We start from the raw sequence: 17458 nt of genomic DNA, 5'->3' as shown, positions 1-17458 counted from the left end.
GAGGAAAATTGAATATGAAAAAGCTTTTGGCTTCACTTGTTGTATTCTCATTTCTATTAGTGGGATGCGGTGGTAGTAGCAGTGAAGAATTTGAAGTAGCACTTGTAACAGATGCAGGGGATATTAACGATAAATCGTTTAATCAGTCTGCATGGGAAGCTGTTGAACAGTATCAAAAAGATCATGATGCAACTATCAAATACTATAAACCAGCAAGTTTTGATGATGCTGGCTACAAATCACAAATTGAAGAAGCTGTAGAAAATGGGGCAAAAATTATTGTTTGTCCAGGTTTTAAATTCTGTAATGCAATTGGTGAATTACAAGATAAATACAAAGATGTCAAATTTATCTTGATTGATGCTACACCAACAGTTCCAGATGAGAAGGATAGTACTAAATCTAATCCAGTTGATCCTGGTGATAATGTTTATTGTGCATTGTATACAGAAACACAACCTGGATATTTAGCAGGGTATGCAGCTGTCAAAGCAGGTCACACTAAACTTGGATTTATGGGTGGAATTGCATTACCAGCTGTAATTAATTATGGTTATGGATATATTCAAGGAGCAAATGATGCAGCAAAAGAATTAGGTGTTACAGTCGATATGATGTATACATATACAGGAACATTTAATGAAGATCCTGCGATTAAAACTAAAGCTGCTAAGTGGTATGATGCTGGAACTGAAGCTATTTTCTCATGCGGTGGTGGAATTTGTAACTCTATTTTCCCTGCAGCAAAAGAAGCTGGCAAATATGCAATTGGTGTTGATAGCAACCAAAATGATGACAAGACAGGTGTTGTTATTACTTCAGCATTAAAAGATGTAAAAAAGACAGTTTATGATAAATTAGTCGATTACAAAAATGATAAATTTAAAGGTGGTATCGAAACATTAGATGCATCAGGTGGTTATGTTGGTTTACCAGATGACTTTGATCGTTTGGGTGATTTTAATGCTGCAGCATACAAGGAAGTATTTGATAAAGTGGCAAGTGGTGAAATTAAAATCAAATCAATGACAGATATTACTGACAATGATAATGGTAATCCTACTAAAGTACCTGTCACTAATGTAAATATTACATATGATAAATAATAAAAAGCGAGACAACTCGCTTTTTTTAAAAGTATTTCTCAATCTAACCGAGAAAAATCAACATTAGATAAGAAAGGAGTGACGGTATGGAATATGTAATAGAGATGTTGAATATCACTAAAGAATTTCCTGGAATTAAGGCTAATGATAATATAACCGTACAACTAAAAAAAGGTGAGATTCATGCTTTGTTAGGAGAAAATGGAGCAGGAAAATCAACATTGATGTCAATCCTATTCGGGCTGTATCAACCTGACGAGGGATGCATTAAAATTAACGGTGAAATTGCTGAAATAAATGATCCTAACGATGCTAATCGTTATAAAATTGGAATGGTTCATCAACATTTTAAATTAGTCGAAACATTTACAGTTTTGGATAATATTATTTTGGGTGTTGAAGAAACTAAAAATGGATTATTAGCCAAAGACAATGCTCGTAAAAAGGTTCTTGATCTTTCCAAACAATATCATTTAAATATCGAGCCTGATGCTCTTATAAAAGATATAACAGTAGGGATGCAACAGCGAGTTGAAATTTTAAAAATGCTCTTTAGGGATAATGAGATTTTAATATTTGATGAACCAACTGCAGTTTTAACCCCTCAAGAAATTGAAGAATTATTGAAAATTATGAAAGGATTAGTTGCCGAAGGAAAATCAATTATTTTTATTACACATAAATTAAATGAAATCAAAGCGGTAGCTGATCGATGTACTGTTATTAGAAAAGGAAAGTACGTTGCTACTGTTGATGTTACAACGACCTCAAAAGAAGAATTGTCAAAGATGATGGTAGGCCGTGATGTTAATTTTATTGTTGAAAAAGGAAAAGCAACTCCTGGGCAAACGGTTTTAAAGGTTGAAAATCTCAATTATTGTAAGAAAAACGCTATGAAAAATGCCTTGACAGATATTAATTTTGAAGTTAAACGTGGTGAAATAGTCTGTATTGCAGGAATTGATGGAAACGGGCAAAGTGAACTTGTATATGCATTAACTGGAATGTTAACTGGATATACAGGTAAGATAATTTTAAATAATGAGGATATAACCCATTATTCGGTTAGGCAAAGAAATTTAAAAGGAATTTCCCATATTCCTGAAGATCGTCATAAGCATGGACTAGTACTAGATTATAATTTAGCAGAAAATATGATTTTAAAAAATTATTTTAATAAAGATAACCAGAAACATGGTTTCTTAAAATTTGAGAACATTTATAATTATGCAGATAGATTGATTGAAAAATTTGATGTTCGTTCTGGTCAAGGGTCACATTCGATTGTTCGAGGAATGTCTGGTGGAAATCAACAAAAAGCAATTATTGCGCGAGAAATTGAAAGTAATTGTGATTTATTGATTGCTGTTCAACCTACTCGTGGGCTTGATGTTGGAGCAATAGAATTTATTCATAAACAGTTGATTCAACAGCGCGATGAGGGACATGCGGTTTTACTAATTAGTTTAGAACTTGATGAAGTTATGAATGTCAGTGATCGAATTCTGGTAATGTATGAAGGAGAGATTGTTACTGACTTAAATCCAAAAGAAACTAACGTTGAAGAATTAGGATTGTATATGGCGGGATCAAAGCGAGGTGTTGGATATGAAAAATAAAGCATGGACAAAATCATTTTTATCTTCTTTGATTGCGATTTTATGCGGTTTGATTTTTGGACTACTAATTATGTTTTTAGTAATTCCTAATCAGGCATTAGAAGGATTTTCAATCTTACTTCGAGGTGGTTTTTATCGTGGAATTAAAAGCGTTGGTGAAGTATTATATTTATCAGTACCAATTATGATGACCGGTCTTTCAGTGGCTTTTGCATTTAAATGTGGTCTATTTAATATTGGAACACCAGGACAATATATTGTAGGAGCCTTTGCTTCAATGTTTATAGCTTTTAATGCAACTTTTATCCCCGAATCTATTCGTTGGATCTTTGCTGTGCTTGCAGGAGGATTAGCAGGAGCCTTATGGGCCAGTGTTCCTGGATTACTTAAAGCTTATCGCAATGTTAATGTTGTAATATCTAGTATCATGATGAATTATATTGGGATGCTATTAGTAATTGAAGGAGTAAAAAAATTTATGTATAATCCCACTGGCGCTGAATCGTATACTATTCCTACAAGTTTAGCAATACCAAATTTAGGATTAGATCAGGTTTTTAATGGTTCGAGCATTAATTTAGGAACGTTCATTGCTATTGGTGTATGTATTCTTGCTTATGTTATTATGAATAAAACAACATTTGGTTATGAACTAAAAGCAACTGGATATAATCCAGATGCGAGTAAATACGCGGGAATGAATGAGAAAAAAAGTATTGTTTTATCGATGGTAATTGCCGGTTTTTTTGCAGGACTAGGTGGAGCTTTGGTTTATATGGCGGGAACTGGACGAACAATAGGAACAGCAGAAGTTTTAGCCGCTGAAGGTTTTAATGGTATTCCTGTTGCCTTATTAGGGTTTAACAATCCACTTGGCGTGATTTTCGCTGCATTATTTATCGCATATATCAATTTAGGCGGAAACTATGTTCAAGCAGTACATATTGCAGTAGAAATTATCGATGTAATTGTTGCAGCAATTATTTATTTTAGTTCTTTCACATTGTTTATTCGATTAATTTTAGAACGCCGAAAGGGGCGTAAAAAAGATAAAAAACAAGCTTTGATTGGAGGGGATGAATAATGGATTTATTTTATTTCTTATTTAGACAAAGCTTGATGTTTTCGATCCCTCTGTTGATCGTTGCTTTAGGCGGGTTGTTTAGTGAACGCTCTGGAGTAGTTAATATTGCCTTAGAAGGAATTATGATTTTTGGAGCTTTTTTTGGGATTTGGTTTATGCATACTGCTCAAAATGCCGGCTGGTTAAGTGGGCAAGCATTGTTTCTAGTAGCTTTATTAATTTCTGGAGTAATCGGTGGATTATTTGCGCTGTTACATGCTTTTGCTGCAATCAGTATGAAAGCTGATCAGACTATTTCTGGGACTGCATTGAATTTATTTGCTCCTGCTTTTGGAATTTTTGTTGCTAAGACTATTTTTGGTGGAGTGAAAAGTATTCCGTTCAGTAATGAATTTTTAATAAAAAAAGTTCCAGTTCTTTCAGACATTCCAATAATTGGTGATATGTTTTTTAAAGATTTTTATCTTTCTACATTTATTGGTATTGCTATTTTGATTGCTACATACGTGTATCTCTATAAAACGAAAACAGGATTAAGAATTAGGACATGTGGTGAGAACCCACAAGCTGCTGATGCTGCTGGAGTAAATGTATATAAAATGCGTTATTTAGGCGTTGTTCTATCTGGAATATTGGCTGGTATGGGTGGTTTAATCTATGTAATCCCAATAACAAGTGAGTATTCTAGTACAGTTGCTGGATATGGATTCTTAGCATTAGCAGTTTTAATTTTTGGTAACTGGACACCTTGGCGAATCGCATTGTCAGCAATTTTCTTTGCTTTTGCTAAGACTTTAGCTGTAACATATGCTTCAATTCCATTTTTATTAAATTCTGGAGTTCCAGGTGTAGTTTTTAAAATCTTCCCTTATGTTGCCACTTTAATATTATTAGCTTTTACTTCAAAAAATTCTGCAGCACCAAAAGCTGCTGGAGAACCTTTTGATAAAGCAAAACGTTAATTTGTTAAAAAGAACATCATCATGATGTTCTTTTTAACTTGTTCTTTTTAAGATGCGGTTTTAATTTTTATTTTTTAGTGTATAATATATACATTAGGTTTGTAAAGGAGATTTTTATGAAAAAAAGTTATCAATTAGCTGGATATACACTACATGTTATTCCAAGCAAAAAATTTAAGAATATAACAATGTCATTAAAATTAGAAGGAAAGTTAACAAAAGAAAATGTTACTAAACGTTCTTTATTGGCTTTTATGCTTACTGGAGGAACAGAAAACTATCCCTCAACTCAAGCATTATCAACTCATTTGGAAGATCTTTATGGAATGAGTTTTGGCACTAATTTAGCGACTAAGGGAATTGGACAAGTGTTAAATATTTCAAGTGTTTGTATTAATGAAACATTTTTGCCGTATCAAGAAAATTTATTAGTGCAACAAATCAAAATGTTTAATGACGTTTTATTTCATCCCAATGTTAGAAATGGAAAATTTGATGAACAAACTTTTGCTATTAAGAAAAAAGAATTAAAAGAGCGTTTGATTGTTCAAAATGATGATAAATTTATGTACGGATTAGATCAATTATTCAAAAATATGGGTGAGGGTGGTTTTTTATCCATTAGTAATAATGGCTATGTAGAAGAACTTGATCGAATCACTAATGAAGAGGTCTATAAATACTTAGTTGAATGCTTAGAGAATGATGTTAAACATTTATATGTTGTTGGTGATGTTGATGAAAGTATTGTAGATGTATTTAAAGAAAATCTAAGTTTTAGCAGCAGCAGTCAACCGCTTGATCCAGTTACTAATTTCAAATCAAGCAAGAATGACATCTTAGAAGTAGTTGAAAAACAAGATATTACTCAAGCTAAATTAAATATGGGATATGTTGTTGATTGTAACTTTAAGGATCCTGGCACTTATGCGATGACTGTATTTAATGCAATTTTTGGCGGATTTTCACAATCACGGTTATTCAAAATTGTCCGTGAAAAGCATAGTTTATGTTACTATATATCATCAAGCTATGGGGCATTTAGTGGGATTATGACAGTTAATGCGGGAATTGAAGGCAGTGACTATCAAAAAGCTAAGGACTTAATTGCCCAAGAATTAAAGAATATTCAAAATGGTGATTTTAGTAATGATGAAATTGATTTAGCAAAACTGATGTTAAAAAGCTCATTAACAAAAACTAAAGATGAACCAATTAGTTTGATTACATTGGCTTATAACCGGGATTTAACAGGTGTTCAAGAAACAAATGATGAATATTTAGAAAAATTAATGCGTGTATCCAAAGAAGAAATTATTGCTGCCAGCAAAAAAGTACACTTAGATACAATTTTCTTATTAACAGGGAGTGATAAATAATGGAAAAAATATACTTTGATACTTTAAAAGAAACTTTATATCATGAAAAAATGGATAACGGATTAGAAGTTTATCTTTTACCAAAACAAGGGTTTGAAAAAACTTACGGGTTGTTTTCAACCAAATTCGGCGCTATTGATACAACTTTTGTACCTTTAAATGGTAATGAAATGATTAAAGTAGAAGACGGAATAGCTCATTTCTTAGAACATAAAATGTTTGATATGAATGGTACTGATGCTTCTGATGAGTTTGCTAAATTAGGTGCCAGTACCAATGCCTTCACTTCATCAAGTAGAACAGCCTATTTATTTAGTACTACTTCAAATGAATATCCATGTATTGAGTTACTATTAGATTTTGTTCAAAGATTAGATATTACTCCTGAAAGCGTTGAGAAGGAAAAAGGGATTATTGGTCAAGAGATAAAAATGTATGATGATGACCCAGATTGGCGTGTTTATTTTGGATCAATTCAAAACCTTTACAATAATCATCCTGTAGCCATTGATATTGCGGGAACAGTTGAAACCGTAAATCGCACTGATAAAACAATGTTGGAAACTTGCTATAATACTTTCTATCATCCTAGTAATATGATGTTATTTGTCGTAGGTAATATTAATGCCGATACAGCCATAAATGTAATTAGAGAAAATCAGGCTAAAAAGAATTTTGAAACAGCACAACCAATTATTTGCCAGAAAAACATTGAACCTTGTAAGGTTAAAACAAAAGAAAATATTTTATCAATGGATGTTGAAATGAATAAAATAATTGTTTCAATTAAAATAAATGAAATTCTTTCTGAACCTAAAGAAAAAATCAAACGTGAGTTATCAATGAATCTATTGTTTGACTTACTATTTTCAAAAAGTTCAAAATTATATAACGACTGGTTAAATAAAGGGATTATTAACGATTCATTTAGTGCAAGTTTTACGCAAGAAAGAGACTATGCATTTATTCAAATTGGATGTGATTGTGATGACTATGAAACATTAAAAAATCATTTGCTCGACTTAATTAAAAATTTTAAAGAGCTTAAGATTGAAGAAAAAGACTTTGAAAGAATTAAAAAGAAAAATATTGGATTATTTATAAATTTATTTAATAGTCCTGAAAGTATTGCGAATTTATTCAGTCGCTATTATTTTGAAGGAACTATCGCTTTGAATTTAGTCGATGAGGTGGCTGATATTCAACTTAAAGATATTTATAACACTTTTAAATATTTTGATATTGAATACACTAGTACTTGTATTGTTAAGAAAAAGTAATAATTTTGTCACATATCGCTATGCTTAAAGTGTTGACACTTAAGGTGGCTGTGTTATAATAATTTTGGTTAGAGAGTAAATAAATTTCCACATCATAGATAAGGGAACCTGATCTAAATTGCGGTGTTGAAAACCTGTCTTTGAATAGGGATCCTAAAGTATATTTAAAGGTGCCCACCTGTACTTAACAGGGAAATATCTAAAGCTCTCTACCTTTTTTATATTTAAGGAGAAAATTAAAATGAGTAATATAGATCCAGAATTAATTGTAAGAATTAATGAATTGGCTAAAAAGAAAAAAGATGGTACAATCAGTGAGGCTGAATTAGAAGAACAAAAAGAATTACGTCAAAAATATTTAAAAGCTTTTCGTAGTGGGTTTAAGCAACAATTAATGGGTGTTAAAGTTGTTGACGAAGAAGGAAATGATATCACGCCACAAAAGCTAAAAGATGAAAAATTAAAAAATTAATATAATTTGTCGAAAAACTTATTTTAATTTATACGATTTTGTGTATAATAAGAATAAGTTTTTATGTGCAAAAAAGGAGAATTAGAAATTAATGGAAACATCAAGCTTATCAATCGCAACAATTCGTGCGTTAGGTATTGATACCATCAACAAAGCTAACTCTGGTCATCCAGGGATGGTATTAGGGTCAACACCGGCAATCTATACGTTATTTACTAAGGAAATGGATTTTTATCACAAACAATCAAAATGGTTTAATCGCGATCGTTTTGTATTGGCTTCTGGTCATGCTTCAGCATTGTTATATTCAATGCTGCATTTATCTGGTTATCAAATTTCTATTGATGACTTAAAGAATTTTAGACAATGGGGTTCTATTACTCCAGGACATCCTGAATGTGATATTACTGATGGTGTCGATGCTTCTTCAGGACCTTTGGGTCAAGGAATTCCAATGGCAGCAGGAATGGCTTTAGCAGAAAAATTCTTAGCTTCAAAATATAACCGTGAGGGTTATGATGTTGTCGATCACTATACATATGCATTATGCGGAGATGGTGATATGCAAGAAGGCGTTACTTATGAGGCTGCTTCTTTAGCTGGGCATTTATCGTTAGGTAAATTAATTGTTTTATATGATGCCAATAAAGTTACGCTTGATGGGCCGTTATCAATGTCTTTTAGTGAAGATGTGAAAAAGCGTTATGAAGCAATCGGATGGCAAGTAATTCGTGTAACAGATGGAAATGATGTTAGTGCAATTCAAAAAGCAATCCGTAAAGGGAAAAAAGAATTATATAAACCAACTTTGATCATTATTGATACAGTGATTGGTTTTGGTTCAAGTAATGAAGGAACTAATAAAGTTCATGGTAATCCATTAGGAAAAGAAGATGGTAAAAATGCTAAAATTTCTTATGGCTTTGATCATGACGAATTTTATGTTCCTGAAGAAGTTTATGATGATTTTGCTAATACATGTATTAAACGTGGAAAAAATCGTTATAATAAGTGGCAGCGGTTAATGAAAGACTATAGAAATGCTTATCCAGAACTTGCTCAAGAATTAGAAAATGCTATTGCTGGGAACTTTTCATTAGATTTAGATGAAATAATGAAAAAATATTCACCTGGTCATAACGATGCAACAAGAAACACTTCATTAGAAATGATTCAAGAAGTTGCTCAACAAAATCCTACATTTATGTCAGGAACAGCTGATTTAGCATCTTCAACTAAAACAAATATTGCAGGCGAAAAAACATTTAGTGTTGAAAATTATGATGGCCGTAATTTAGCGTTTGGAATTCGTGAGTTTGCTATGGTTGCAATGATGAATGGAATCACTTTACACACAGGAATAAAAGTATCTGCAGGTGGTTTCCTAGTTTTCTCTGACTACTTTAAAGGCGCTTTGAGAATGGCTTGTTTGATGGAATTGCCAATCATTTTACCATTATCTCATGACTCGATTGCAGTTGGGGAAGATGGACCAACTCATCAACCCGTTGAACAACTAACAATGTTACGTTCAATGCCAAATATGCGAGTATTTAGACCAGCAGATGCTGTCGAAATGGCATCTGCATGGAAATTAGCAGTTGAATCAACTAATAATCCTACAGCTCTAATTTTGACTCGTCAAAATGTTACCACAATGACTGCAACTTCATACGAAGGTGTTTGTCATGGAGCCTACATTGTAGGTAAAGAAGTCAATAAATTAGATGCAATTATTATCGCTTCAGGTAGTGAAGTAAATTTAGCAATGGCAGCTAAAGAAGAATTATTGAAAGAAGATATCGATGTTCGTGTTGTATCAATGCCATCAATGGAGTTATTTGAACAGCAAGATGCTAAATATAAAGATGAGATTCTTCCACACAATGTTAGAGCTCGTTTATCAATTGAAATGGCCAGTGATTTTGGTTGGCATAAATATGTTGGTTTAGATGGTAAAACAATGTCAGTAAATAAATTTGGTGCTAGTGCACCTGCTGATATCGTTATTAAAAACTATGGTTTTACAGTTGAAAATGTAGTAAAAAACGTTAAAGATATTTTATAAGGACTAGTAAAAGTGATGTAATAACATCACTTTTATTGATTTTTGGGCATGATTTGACAATATACTTAGATTTTCTTTGATACACTAATCATGGTGATAGAAATGAATACATATAAAATATATAAGTTAAATCCTAATGTTGTTGGATTACTTGAACAATATCCAGAGGTGAAAAATCAAATCATTAATATTGAACCTAAAAATGTTTTTTTTACGAAGCAAATGGAGTGTTTATTTGGAAATAATGAAGGAGTTAGTGACTTTATCGAATACAAGTTAAAAGACCGATACGATTATCATCGGGATAAAAATAAACATGTTATTGATAATCAATTAACAAAAGAAGAAATGATTTGCGTTATTCATGATTACTATATAATTATTGAAGCAAATAAAAAAACAAATATATTCTTGGATATTTTATACCAAATATCAAAAAGTTATGTTATAATGGTAGAGCAATCTAAAAACTTGGAGGTATAAATATGTTGAATATAATTTTGGGTTTAATCGTTGGTGCGATTATCGGTTTTTTCGCAGCACGTTATATGTTTAAAAAACAATTACAAAAAAATCCACCAATCAACGAAAAAATGATTCGTGCAATGTATATGGAAATGGGTCGTAAACCTAGTGAGGCTCAAATTAAAAAAATCATGTCATCTGTTATGTCACAATATAAATAAGGGGTAACCCTTATTTTTACTTTATGAAAATATACCTTACTCGACACTCAAAAACATTGTGGAATCAAGAAAAAAGATTACAGGGATGGCAAGATTCACCGCTAACAGCAGAAGGCATAGAAGATGCTAAGTTGCTAAAAGCAAGAATCACAGAACTTAAAATTGATTATTGTTATAGCAGTCCGATAGAACGTGCTAAAGCAACAAGTGAAATATTATTTGATCATTTTCTTGTTGACAAACGATTAAAAGAAATGAATTTTGGTAAATACGAAGGATGCCTTATTAATGAATTATTAAATGATCCAATTTATAATCGATTATGGAATCTTCCGGATGATGATGTTAGCACTCCTGGTGGTGAAACATATCATGAAGTCCAAATGCGGTTAAAAGATTTTTTTAATGATATTTATAAAAAACATCATGATGATACAATTTTTATTACGATTCATGGGATGTTATTTATTATTCTTCACGGAATAATGCTTAATTATAAAACATCCGAATTAACAAAAATCAATAAATATGTTGTTCGTGGTTGTTCTTTAAGTGAAGTTGAATATGATGGAAAAGAATTTAAGATTAAATATATTGGTGATGATAGTCATCTAAAAAGTAGTGAAATAATTACATATAAATAATTACCTAATGGATGCATCTCTTTTTGGATAATGCATCCTTATTTTTATTAAATAAAAAAGCCGTGATAATTCACAACTTTATGTATTAACGAGCATATTTACATCCAAGTAATTTTATTTTCTGTCCCATTTTTAATTCTAATTAAATTTTCTTTGTGTCGATAAATTAACAGTAAAATAACCGCTGCAGTTACGATTTTACCAGTCATTGACATATTTAAAAACGGAATTGCAAACAATACTGAAGACGATGCTAAAACTGAAGACAGTGAAACATATTTAGAAAGCTTTAGAACAATGAAGAAAACGACTAAGGCTAAGACAGCACCTATAGGATTGACAGCCATAAAAAAACCGATTGCAGTTGAAACTGCTTTACCGCCTTTGAAATTTGCAAAAACAGGATAGCAGTGCCCAATCACACAAGCTAAAGCACATATATATGCTAAATCATTATTCATTTTTAATAGTGAACATAAGTAACTAGTTAAAAGCATTACTAATAATGCCTTTGAAGCATCCAAAAGAATTACAGCAACACCAGCTTTTTTTCCTAAAACACGACCAGTATTTGTTCCCCCTAAATTACCGGAACCATAGTTTCTAACATCAGTTTTATAGACTAATCGCCCAATAACTAATGCAAAGGGAATCGATCCATATAGATAACTGAGTATAATTAAAATTATTGAAATCATTATATCCATTTTTTATCACCTGTGACTATTATATATTATCATTATAAAAATGCAATAATCTTTGAAAAAAACCTAAAATTTAGGTATAATGGTACAAGTGATTAAAGGAGGCAGATGAATTATATGGCAGCTAAAAGTAATTATGATGAGTCAAATATTCAAATACTTGAAGGCTTAGAAGCAGTTCGTAAGCGACCAGGAATGTATATTGGTTCGACTGATGCACGCGGACTGCATCACTTAGTTTGGGAAATTGTTGATAATGCAATTGATGAAGCACTTTCAGGATTTGGTGATAATATACAAGTAACGATTTGTAAGGATAACAGTATCAAAGTAACTGACCATGGTCGGGGAATGCCGACAGGGATGCATGCTTCAGGTAAGCCTACAACAGAAGTAATCCTTACGATTTTACATGCCGGCGGTAAGTTTAACGAAGACGGCGGTTATAAAACTTCTGGCGGATTACATGGAGTTGGGGCGTCGGTCGTTAATGCACTATCTTCATGGCTTGAAGTAACAATTTATCGTGATGGAAAAATTTGGCAGCAAAGATTTGAAGATGGTGGTAGTAAAGTTGGGAAGTTAAAAGTGATTGGTAAATCAAATCAAACTGGAACAACGATTCATTTTATGCCCGATTCAAGCATTTTTTCAGTTTATGAATATAATTTTTCTACGATTAGTGAACGATTGATGGAAAGTGCGTTCCTTTTAAAAGGAATCAAAATTGATTTAGTTGATGAACGTACAGGTAAAGAGATAAGTTATCAATACGATAATGGTTTAACAGCATTTGTTGAATATTTAAATTATGAAAAAGAGACTCTTAATGAAATTATTAATATTGAGGGTACAAATAATGAAATAGAAGTTGATGTCGCTATGCAGTTCACTAGTGGTTATCAAGAAACTACTTTATCTTTTGTGAATTTAGTTAGAACTGGTGATGGTGGAACTCATGAAACAGGATTTAGATCAGCTTTAACTAGAACGTTTAATGAATATGCTCGTAAATATGGGTTATTAAAAGAAAAGGACAAGAATTTAGAAGGAAATGATGTTCGTGAAGGACTTTCGGCAATTATTTCAATTAAAGTACCTGAACATTATTTACAGTTTGAAGGACAAACAAAATCTAAACTAGGAACGCCAGAGGCACGAAATGTTGTAGATACAGTAGTTTATGAAAAACTTACATATTTTTTAGAAGAGCATAAAGAAACAGCAGATAATCTTGTTAAGAAAATGATTAAAGCTGCTCAAGTTCGTGATGCGGCACGTAAAGCTCGAGAAGCTGCTCGTAAAGGTAAAGGCCCACGTCAAGAAAAAATTTTAAGTGGAAAATTAGCACCTGCTCAATCTAAAGATAAAAAACGTAAAGAGCTATACTTAGTCGAAGGAGATTCAGCAGGCGGTAGTGCAAAACAAGGTCGCGATCGTAAATATCAAGCAATTTTACCATTACGAGGAAAAGTTGTTAATACTGAAAAGGCAGCAATGGCTGACATTTTAAAAAATGAAGAAATTGCAACAATTATTAATACAATTGGGGCTGGCGTTGGAGCTGATTTTAACGAAAAAGATAGTAATTATAATAAAGTAATCATCATGACCGATGCTGATACCGACGGTGCCCATATTCAAATTCTTTTACTAACTTTCTTCTATCGATATATGCGAGATCTAATTACTGCAGGAAAAGTATATATTGCTTTACCACCACTTTATAAAGTGTCAAAGAAAAGTGGGAAAAAGGAAGATATCGTTTACGCTTGGGAAGAAGACGAATTAGAAGAAGCAAAGAAGAAAATTGGTCGTGGATATAATGTACAACGGTATAAAGGACTTGGGGAGATGAATGCTTCTCAATTATGGGAAACAACTATGAATCCAGAAACTCGGACTTTAATTCAAGTATCAATTGAAGATGCGGCAATTGTTGAACGTCGAGTTTCTGTATTAATGGGTGATAAAGTAGAACCAAGACGAGAATGGATTGAACAAAATGTCCAATTTACATTAGAAGATAATTTTGCAATTGAGTAAGGAGAAAATAAGCGTGGATAAAAAAATAATTATGTCATTAGAAACTATCATGGGTGACCGCTTTGGAAAATATTCTAAATATATTATTCAAGATCGTGCTTTACCTGATGTTCGTGATGGTTTAAAACCAGTACAGCGCCGGATTCTTTATTCGATGTATAAAGAAGGAAATTTATATTCAAAACCATATCGTAAGTCAGCAAAAACAGTTGGGAACGTTATTGGTAATTATCATCCTCATGGAGACACATCAGTATATGATGCAATGGTCCGTTTATCCCAAGATTGGAAAATGCGTGTTCCATTAGTTGATATGCAAGGAAATAATGGATCTATTGATAACGATCCGGCAGCAGCAATGCGTTATACTGAAGCTCGTCTATCAGCAATTGCTGTTGAATTACTAAAAGATTTAGATAAAGATACAGTATTAATGTCTTTAAACTTTGATGATACAGAATATGAACCAACTGTATTACCAGCGGCCTATCCAAATTTATTAGTAAATGGTGCAACGGGAATATCGGCCGGTTATGCAACAGATATTCCTCCACATAATCTTGAAGAAGTAATCGATGCAACGATTCATCGAATTAAATACCCTAACTGTTCTTTGGAAAAACTAATGGAATTTATTAAAGGTCCAGATTTTCCAACTGGAGCTATTGTTGAAGGAAAACAAGGAATTTTAAATGCCTTTAAAAGTGGCCGTGGGAAAGTGATTGTTCGTAGTACTAGTGAAATGATTGAAGAGAAAACGATGAATAAAATCGTTATTACTGAAATTCCCTATGAAGTAAACAAAGCAGAATTAGTTCGTAAAATTGATGAAATTCGATTTAATCGCAATATCGATGGAATTATCGAAGTTCGTGATGAATCTGATCGTACTGGATTACGGATTGTTATTGATTTAAAAAAGGATATAAATGTACAAAATACTCTTAACTATCTATACAAAAATACTGATCTACAAAAAAATTACAACTATAATATGGTTGCAATCAAAGATAAGCGACCAGTCTTAATGGGGGTAATTGAGATTTTAGATGGCTATATTGCACATCAAATAGATGTTGTTACACGAAGTTCAATTCATGATCTTAATAAGGCTAATGAGCGTAAACATATCGTTGAAGGATTGATTAAAGCAATTTCAATTTTAGATGAGGTTGTAAAAACAATTAGACAATCAAAAGATAAAAGCGATGCTAAAAATAACTTGATTGAAAAATATGGTTTTAGCGAAAAACAAGCTGAAGCAATTGTAATGTTACAATTGTATCGTTTAACAAACACTGATATTGTCACATTGGAAAATGAAAATAAAGAATTAGATAATCGAATTGCATATTTAAATAATATTTTAAACAGTGATGAGGTTCTACGTAAAGTTATTATTGATCAATTAAAAGGTATTAAGAAAAAATATCCAATGCCACGTCTATCAAAAATTCGTGATGAGGTTCAAGAAATTAAAATAGATGAGAAAGCAATGATCCTATCTGAGGATATCAATGTTTCTATTACCCGTGATGGATATATTAAGCGAATTAGTAATCGTTCTATCAAGGCTAGTGAAGGTATTCCGTTCGGCAAAAAAGAAAATGACTATCTAGTTTCAATGTATCAAGCCAATACGTTAGATCATTTATTGCTGTTTACTGATGCTGGAAATTATCTCTTTATTCCAGTTCATAAGATTGAAGAATTTAAATGGAAAGATGCTGGTAAACATGTTAGTTATTTAGTAAAACTAAATGCTGGTGAAAAAATCATCGGAACTATTTTGGTAAAAGATTTTAATTTACCATTGTACGTTATGCTAGCAACAAAAAATGGTCAAATCAAACGGACGAATTTAAAAGATTTTGAAGTTACTCGATATTCAAAGCCCCTTAAATGTATGGGATTAAAGAATGATGATCGGGTAGTCGATGTTAAATTGACTGATAATAATCAAGGAATTATCTTAACGACTAAAGCTGGGTATGGAGCATTATATTCAGAGCAAGAAGTTTCAATCGTTGGAATCAAAGCCGCTGGGATTAGAGCTGTAAATTTAAAAAATGATGAGTTAGTTAGTCTCAATATTTTTAATCCATTAGTTAGCAGTTCATTAATCGTTATTAGCGAAGAAGGTGGGGTTAAACGAATTAAAATTGGCGATATAACACCTTGCAATCGTGCTACAAAAGGAACTTTATTGTATAAGAATCCTAAATCTAAAATTATTTATGTAAAAGATTCCGTAATTGTTGATAATTCACAATTAATTACAGTCACTTTAAACGATCAGACTTCATTTGAATTTAAAGCAACTGACTATAATAATGCTAATCTTGAGCAAAAACCAAGTGTAGCTAATAAATTAACGGCTAATCAAGTAATTGATGATGTTTATATAAATTCTCCAATTTCAACAAGCGATTATGATGTAGCTAAGAAAACCGAAGTTGATTTAGAAATCTTTAAACAACCCAAAGAGCATACCTTATTAGATGATTTTGAAAGTGATGAGGTTGAAACTACCAAAAATAAAGCGGTTGTTAAAGTACCCAAAAAAACAGAACCAATTAAATATGAAAAAATATCTCTAGAAGATATTCTAAAAGAAGATGATTTTTAAACCGTAAATTATATAATTTACGGTTTTTCTTTCATATGTTCACGCAATAATTTAATTAATGCACGTTTTTCAAGACGTGAAACATAAGAACGTGAGATATTTAATTTTTTAGCAATATCTTTTTGAGTATACTTTTTGGTATTATTCAAGCCATAACGCATAATCAAAGTATCTTTTTCGCGGGGTTCAAGAACACTAAAATATGTTGTAAATTTATCTAAAGTATCCTTTTTATCTACTATATCGATAAACTCCTCTTGTTTTGCGGCAATGATATCACCTAAAACTATTTCACTGCCATCCTTATCAATACCGATTGTCTCATTTAATGAAATATCTAAGTTAGTCTTTTTATTAGTTCTAAGATGCATTAATATCTCATTTTCAATACATCTGGAAGCATAAGTGGCTAACTTAGTTTTATGGTTTTGTTTATAACTATCGACTGCTTTAATCAGTCCTATTGTTCCAATTGAAATCAGATCTTCCTGCATATCTTTATTGTTCTCGTATTTTTTAGCAATATGAGCTACCAATCTTAAATTTCTTTCAATTAAAACATTCCGAGCCTCTTTGTCACCATTAAAAAACTGTTCAAGATATCTTTCTTCCTCTTTAGCTGTTAGTGGTAACTCAAAAGATTTTGATTTAATGTATGAGACAAAGAAACCATTAGTAAGTAAGGATAATAATGTTGAAAACATTTATATTTCACCTCTAATACATATATATTGTCAATCTTTTAATTTAGGACAAAAATCTTTATATTCATCCAAATA

General features: G+C 31.8%; 15 protein-coding genes. 13 read left to right on the top strand and 2 right to left on the bottom strand.

Translation table 11 applies throughout. The features are described from left to right. Window positions 1-14: 14 nt before the first annotated feature. The 11 genes from EYR00_RS07845 (at window position 15) to EYR00_RS07795 (ending at window position 11300) form a co-directional block, all read left to right on the top strand. Entirely contained in the window at window positions 15-1106 is a 1092-nt protein-coding gene (locus EYR00_RS07845; protein WP_003538403.1) for a BMP family lipoprotein, read from the top strand. An 86-nt stretch (window positions 1107-1192) separates the two neighbouring features. Then, entirely contained in the window at window positions 1193-2725 is a 1533-nt protein-coding gene (locus EYR00_RS07840; RefSeq protein ID WP_003538401.1) for an ABC transporter ATP-binding protein, read from the top strand. Then, window positions 2715-3809 (top strand): ABC transporter permease, encoded by a 1095-nt coding sequence (locus tag EYR00_RS07835; protein ID WP_003538399.1) that lies wholly within the window; start codon window positions 2715-2717, stop codon window positions 3807-3809. Before EYR00_RS07840 ends, EYR00_RS07835 begins: the two co-directional genes overlap by 11 nt. Further along, window positions 3809-4771 carry an ABC transporter permease gene (locus tag EYR00_RS07830; protein ID WP_003538397.1) on the top strand — a complete coding sequence of 321 codons (963 nt, stop codon included), beginning with the start codon at window positions 3809-3811 and terminating at the stop codon, window positions 4769-4771. The genes EYR00_RS07835 and EYR00_RS07830 overlap by 1 nt, the downstream gene beginning before the upstream one ends. A gap of 116 nt (window positions 4772-4887) precedes the next feature. After that, a complete protein-coding gene (gene yfmF, locus EYR00_RS07825; RefSeq protein WP_003538396.1) occupies window positions 4888-6150 on the top strand; it encodes an EF-P 5-aminopentanol modification-associated protein YfmF in 1263 nt (420 codons plus the stop codon). Further along, window positions 6150-7430: an EF-P 5-aminopentanol modification-associated protein YfmH gene (gene yfmH, locus EYR00_RS07820; RefSeq protein ID WP_003538395.1), complete on the top strand. Its 1281-nt coding sequence runs from the start codon at window positions 6150-6152 to the stop codon at window positions 7428-7430. Before yfmF ends, yfmH begins: the two co-directional genes overlap by 1 nt. Window positions 7431-7671: 241 nt before the next feature. Then, window positions 7672-7902 (top strand): DUF896 domain-containing protein, encoded by a 231-nt coding sequence (locus EYR00_RS07815; protein WP_003538394.1) that lies wholly within the window; start codon window positions 7672-7674, stop codon window positions 7900-7902. A gap of 91 nt (window positions 7903-7993) precedes the next feature. Further along, entirely contained in the window at window positions 7994-9970 is a 1977-nt protein-coding gene (gene tkt, locus EYR00_RS07810) for a transketolase (RefSeq protein ID WP_003538393.1), read from the top strand. 102 nt (window positions 9971-10072) lie between these two features. Continuing rightward, window positions 10073-10453: a sporulation inhibitor of replication protein SirA gene (locus EYR00_RS07805; RefSeq protein ID WP_008791723.1), complete on the top strand. Its 381-nt coding sequence runs from the start codon at window positions 10073-10075 to the stop codon at window positions 10451-10453. 2 nt (window positions 10454-10455) lie between these two features. Next, a complete protein-coding gene (locus tag EYR00_RS07800) occupies window positions 10456-10656 on the top strand; it encodes a YneF family protein (RefSeq protein WP_003538385.1) in 201 nt (66 codons plus the stop codon). Window positions 10657-10679: 23 nt separating this feature from the next. Further along, on the top strand, window positions 10680-11300 hold the full coding sequence (locus EYR00_RS07795; RefSeq protein ID WP_003538384.1) for a histidine phosphatase family protein: 621 nt from the start codon (window positions 10680-10682) through the stop codon (window positions 11298-11300). Window positions 11301-11398: 98 nt separating this feature from the next. Here EYR00_RS07795 and plsY read toward each other — a convergent pair whose 3' ends face one another. Beyond that, window positions 11399-12007, bottom strand: a complete 609-nt coding sequence (plsY, locus tag EYR00_RS07790) for a glycerol-3-phosphate 1-O-acyltransferase PlsY (protein WP_003538383.1) — start codon at window positions 12005-12007, stop codon at window positions 11399-11401. Between the two features lie 114 nt (window positions 12008-12121). Between plsY and parE the strand changes: the two genes are divergently transcribed. Beyond that, on the top strand, window positions 12122-14050 hold the full coding sequence (parE, locus tag EYR00_RS07785) for a DNA topoisomerase IV subunit B (RefSeq protein ID WP_008791726.1): 1929 nt from the start codon (window positions 12122-12124) through the stop codon (window positions 14048-14050). 13 nt (window positions 14051-14063) lie between these two features. Then, complete coding sequence (parC, locus tag EYR00_RS07780; protein ID WP_050754564.1) at window positions 14064-16679, top strand: DNA topoisomerase IV subunit A; 2616 nt, start codon at window positions 14064-14066, stop codon at window positions 16677-16679. A gap of 17 nt (window positions 16680-16696) precedes the next feature. Here parC and sigK read toward each other — a convergent pair whose 3' ends face one another. Next, window positions 16697-17383, bottom strand: coding sequence for an RNA polymerase sporulation sigma factor SigK (gene sigK, locus EYR00_RS07775; protein WP_003538379.1), 687 nt, complete (start codon window positions 17381-17383; stop codon window positions 16697-16699). Window positions 17384-17458 lie beyond the last annotated feature (75 nt).

Origin of the sequence: Thomasclavelia ramosa DSM 1402 (assembly GCF_014131695.1) — a bacterium.
Classification (GTDB): Bacteria; Bacillota_I; Bacilli_A; order Erysipelotrichales; family Coprobacillaceae; genus Thomasclavelia; species Thomasclavelia ramosa.
The sequence above is the reverse complement of the archived record's forward strand: the minus strand, read 5'-3'. Positions and strand labels throughout refer to the sequence as shown.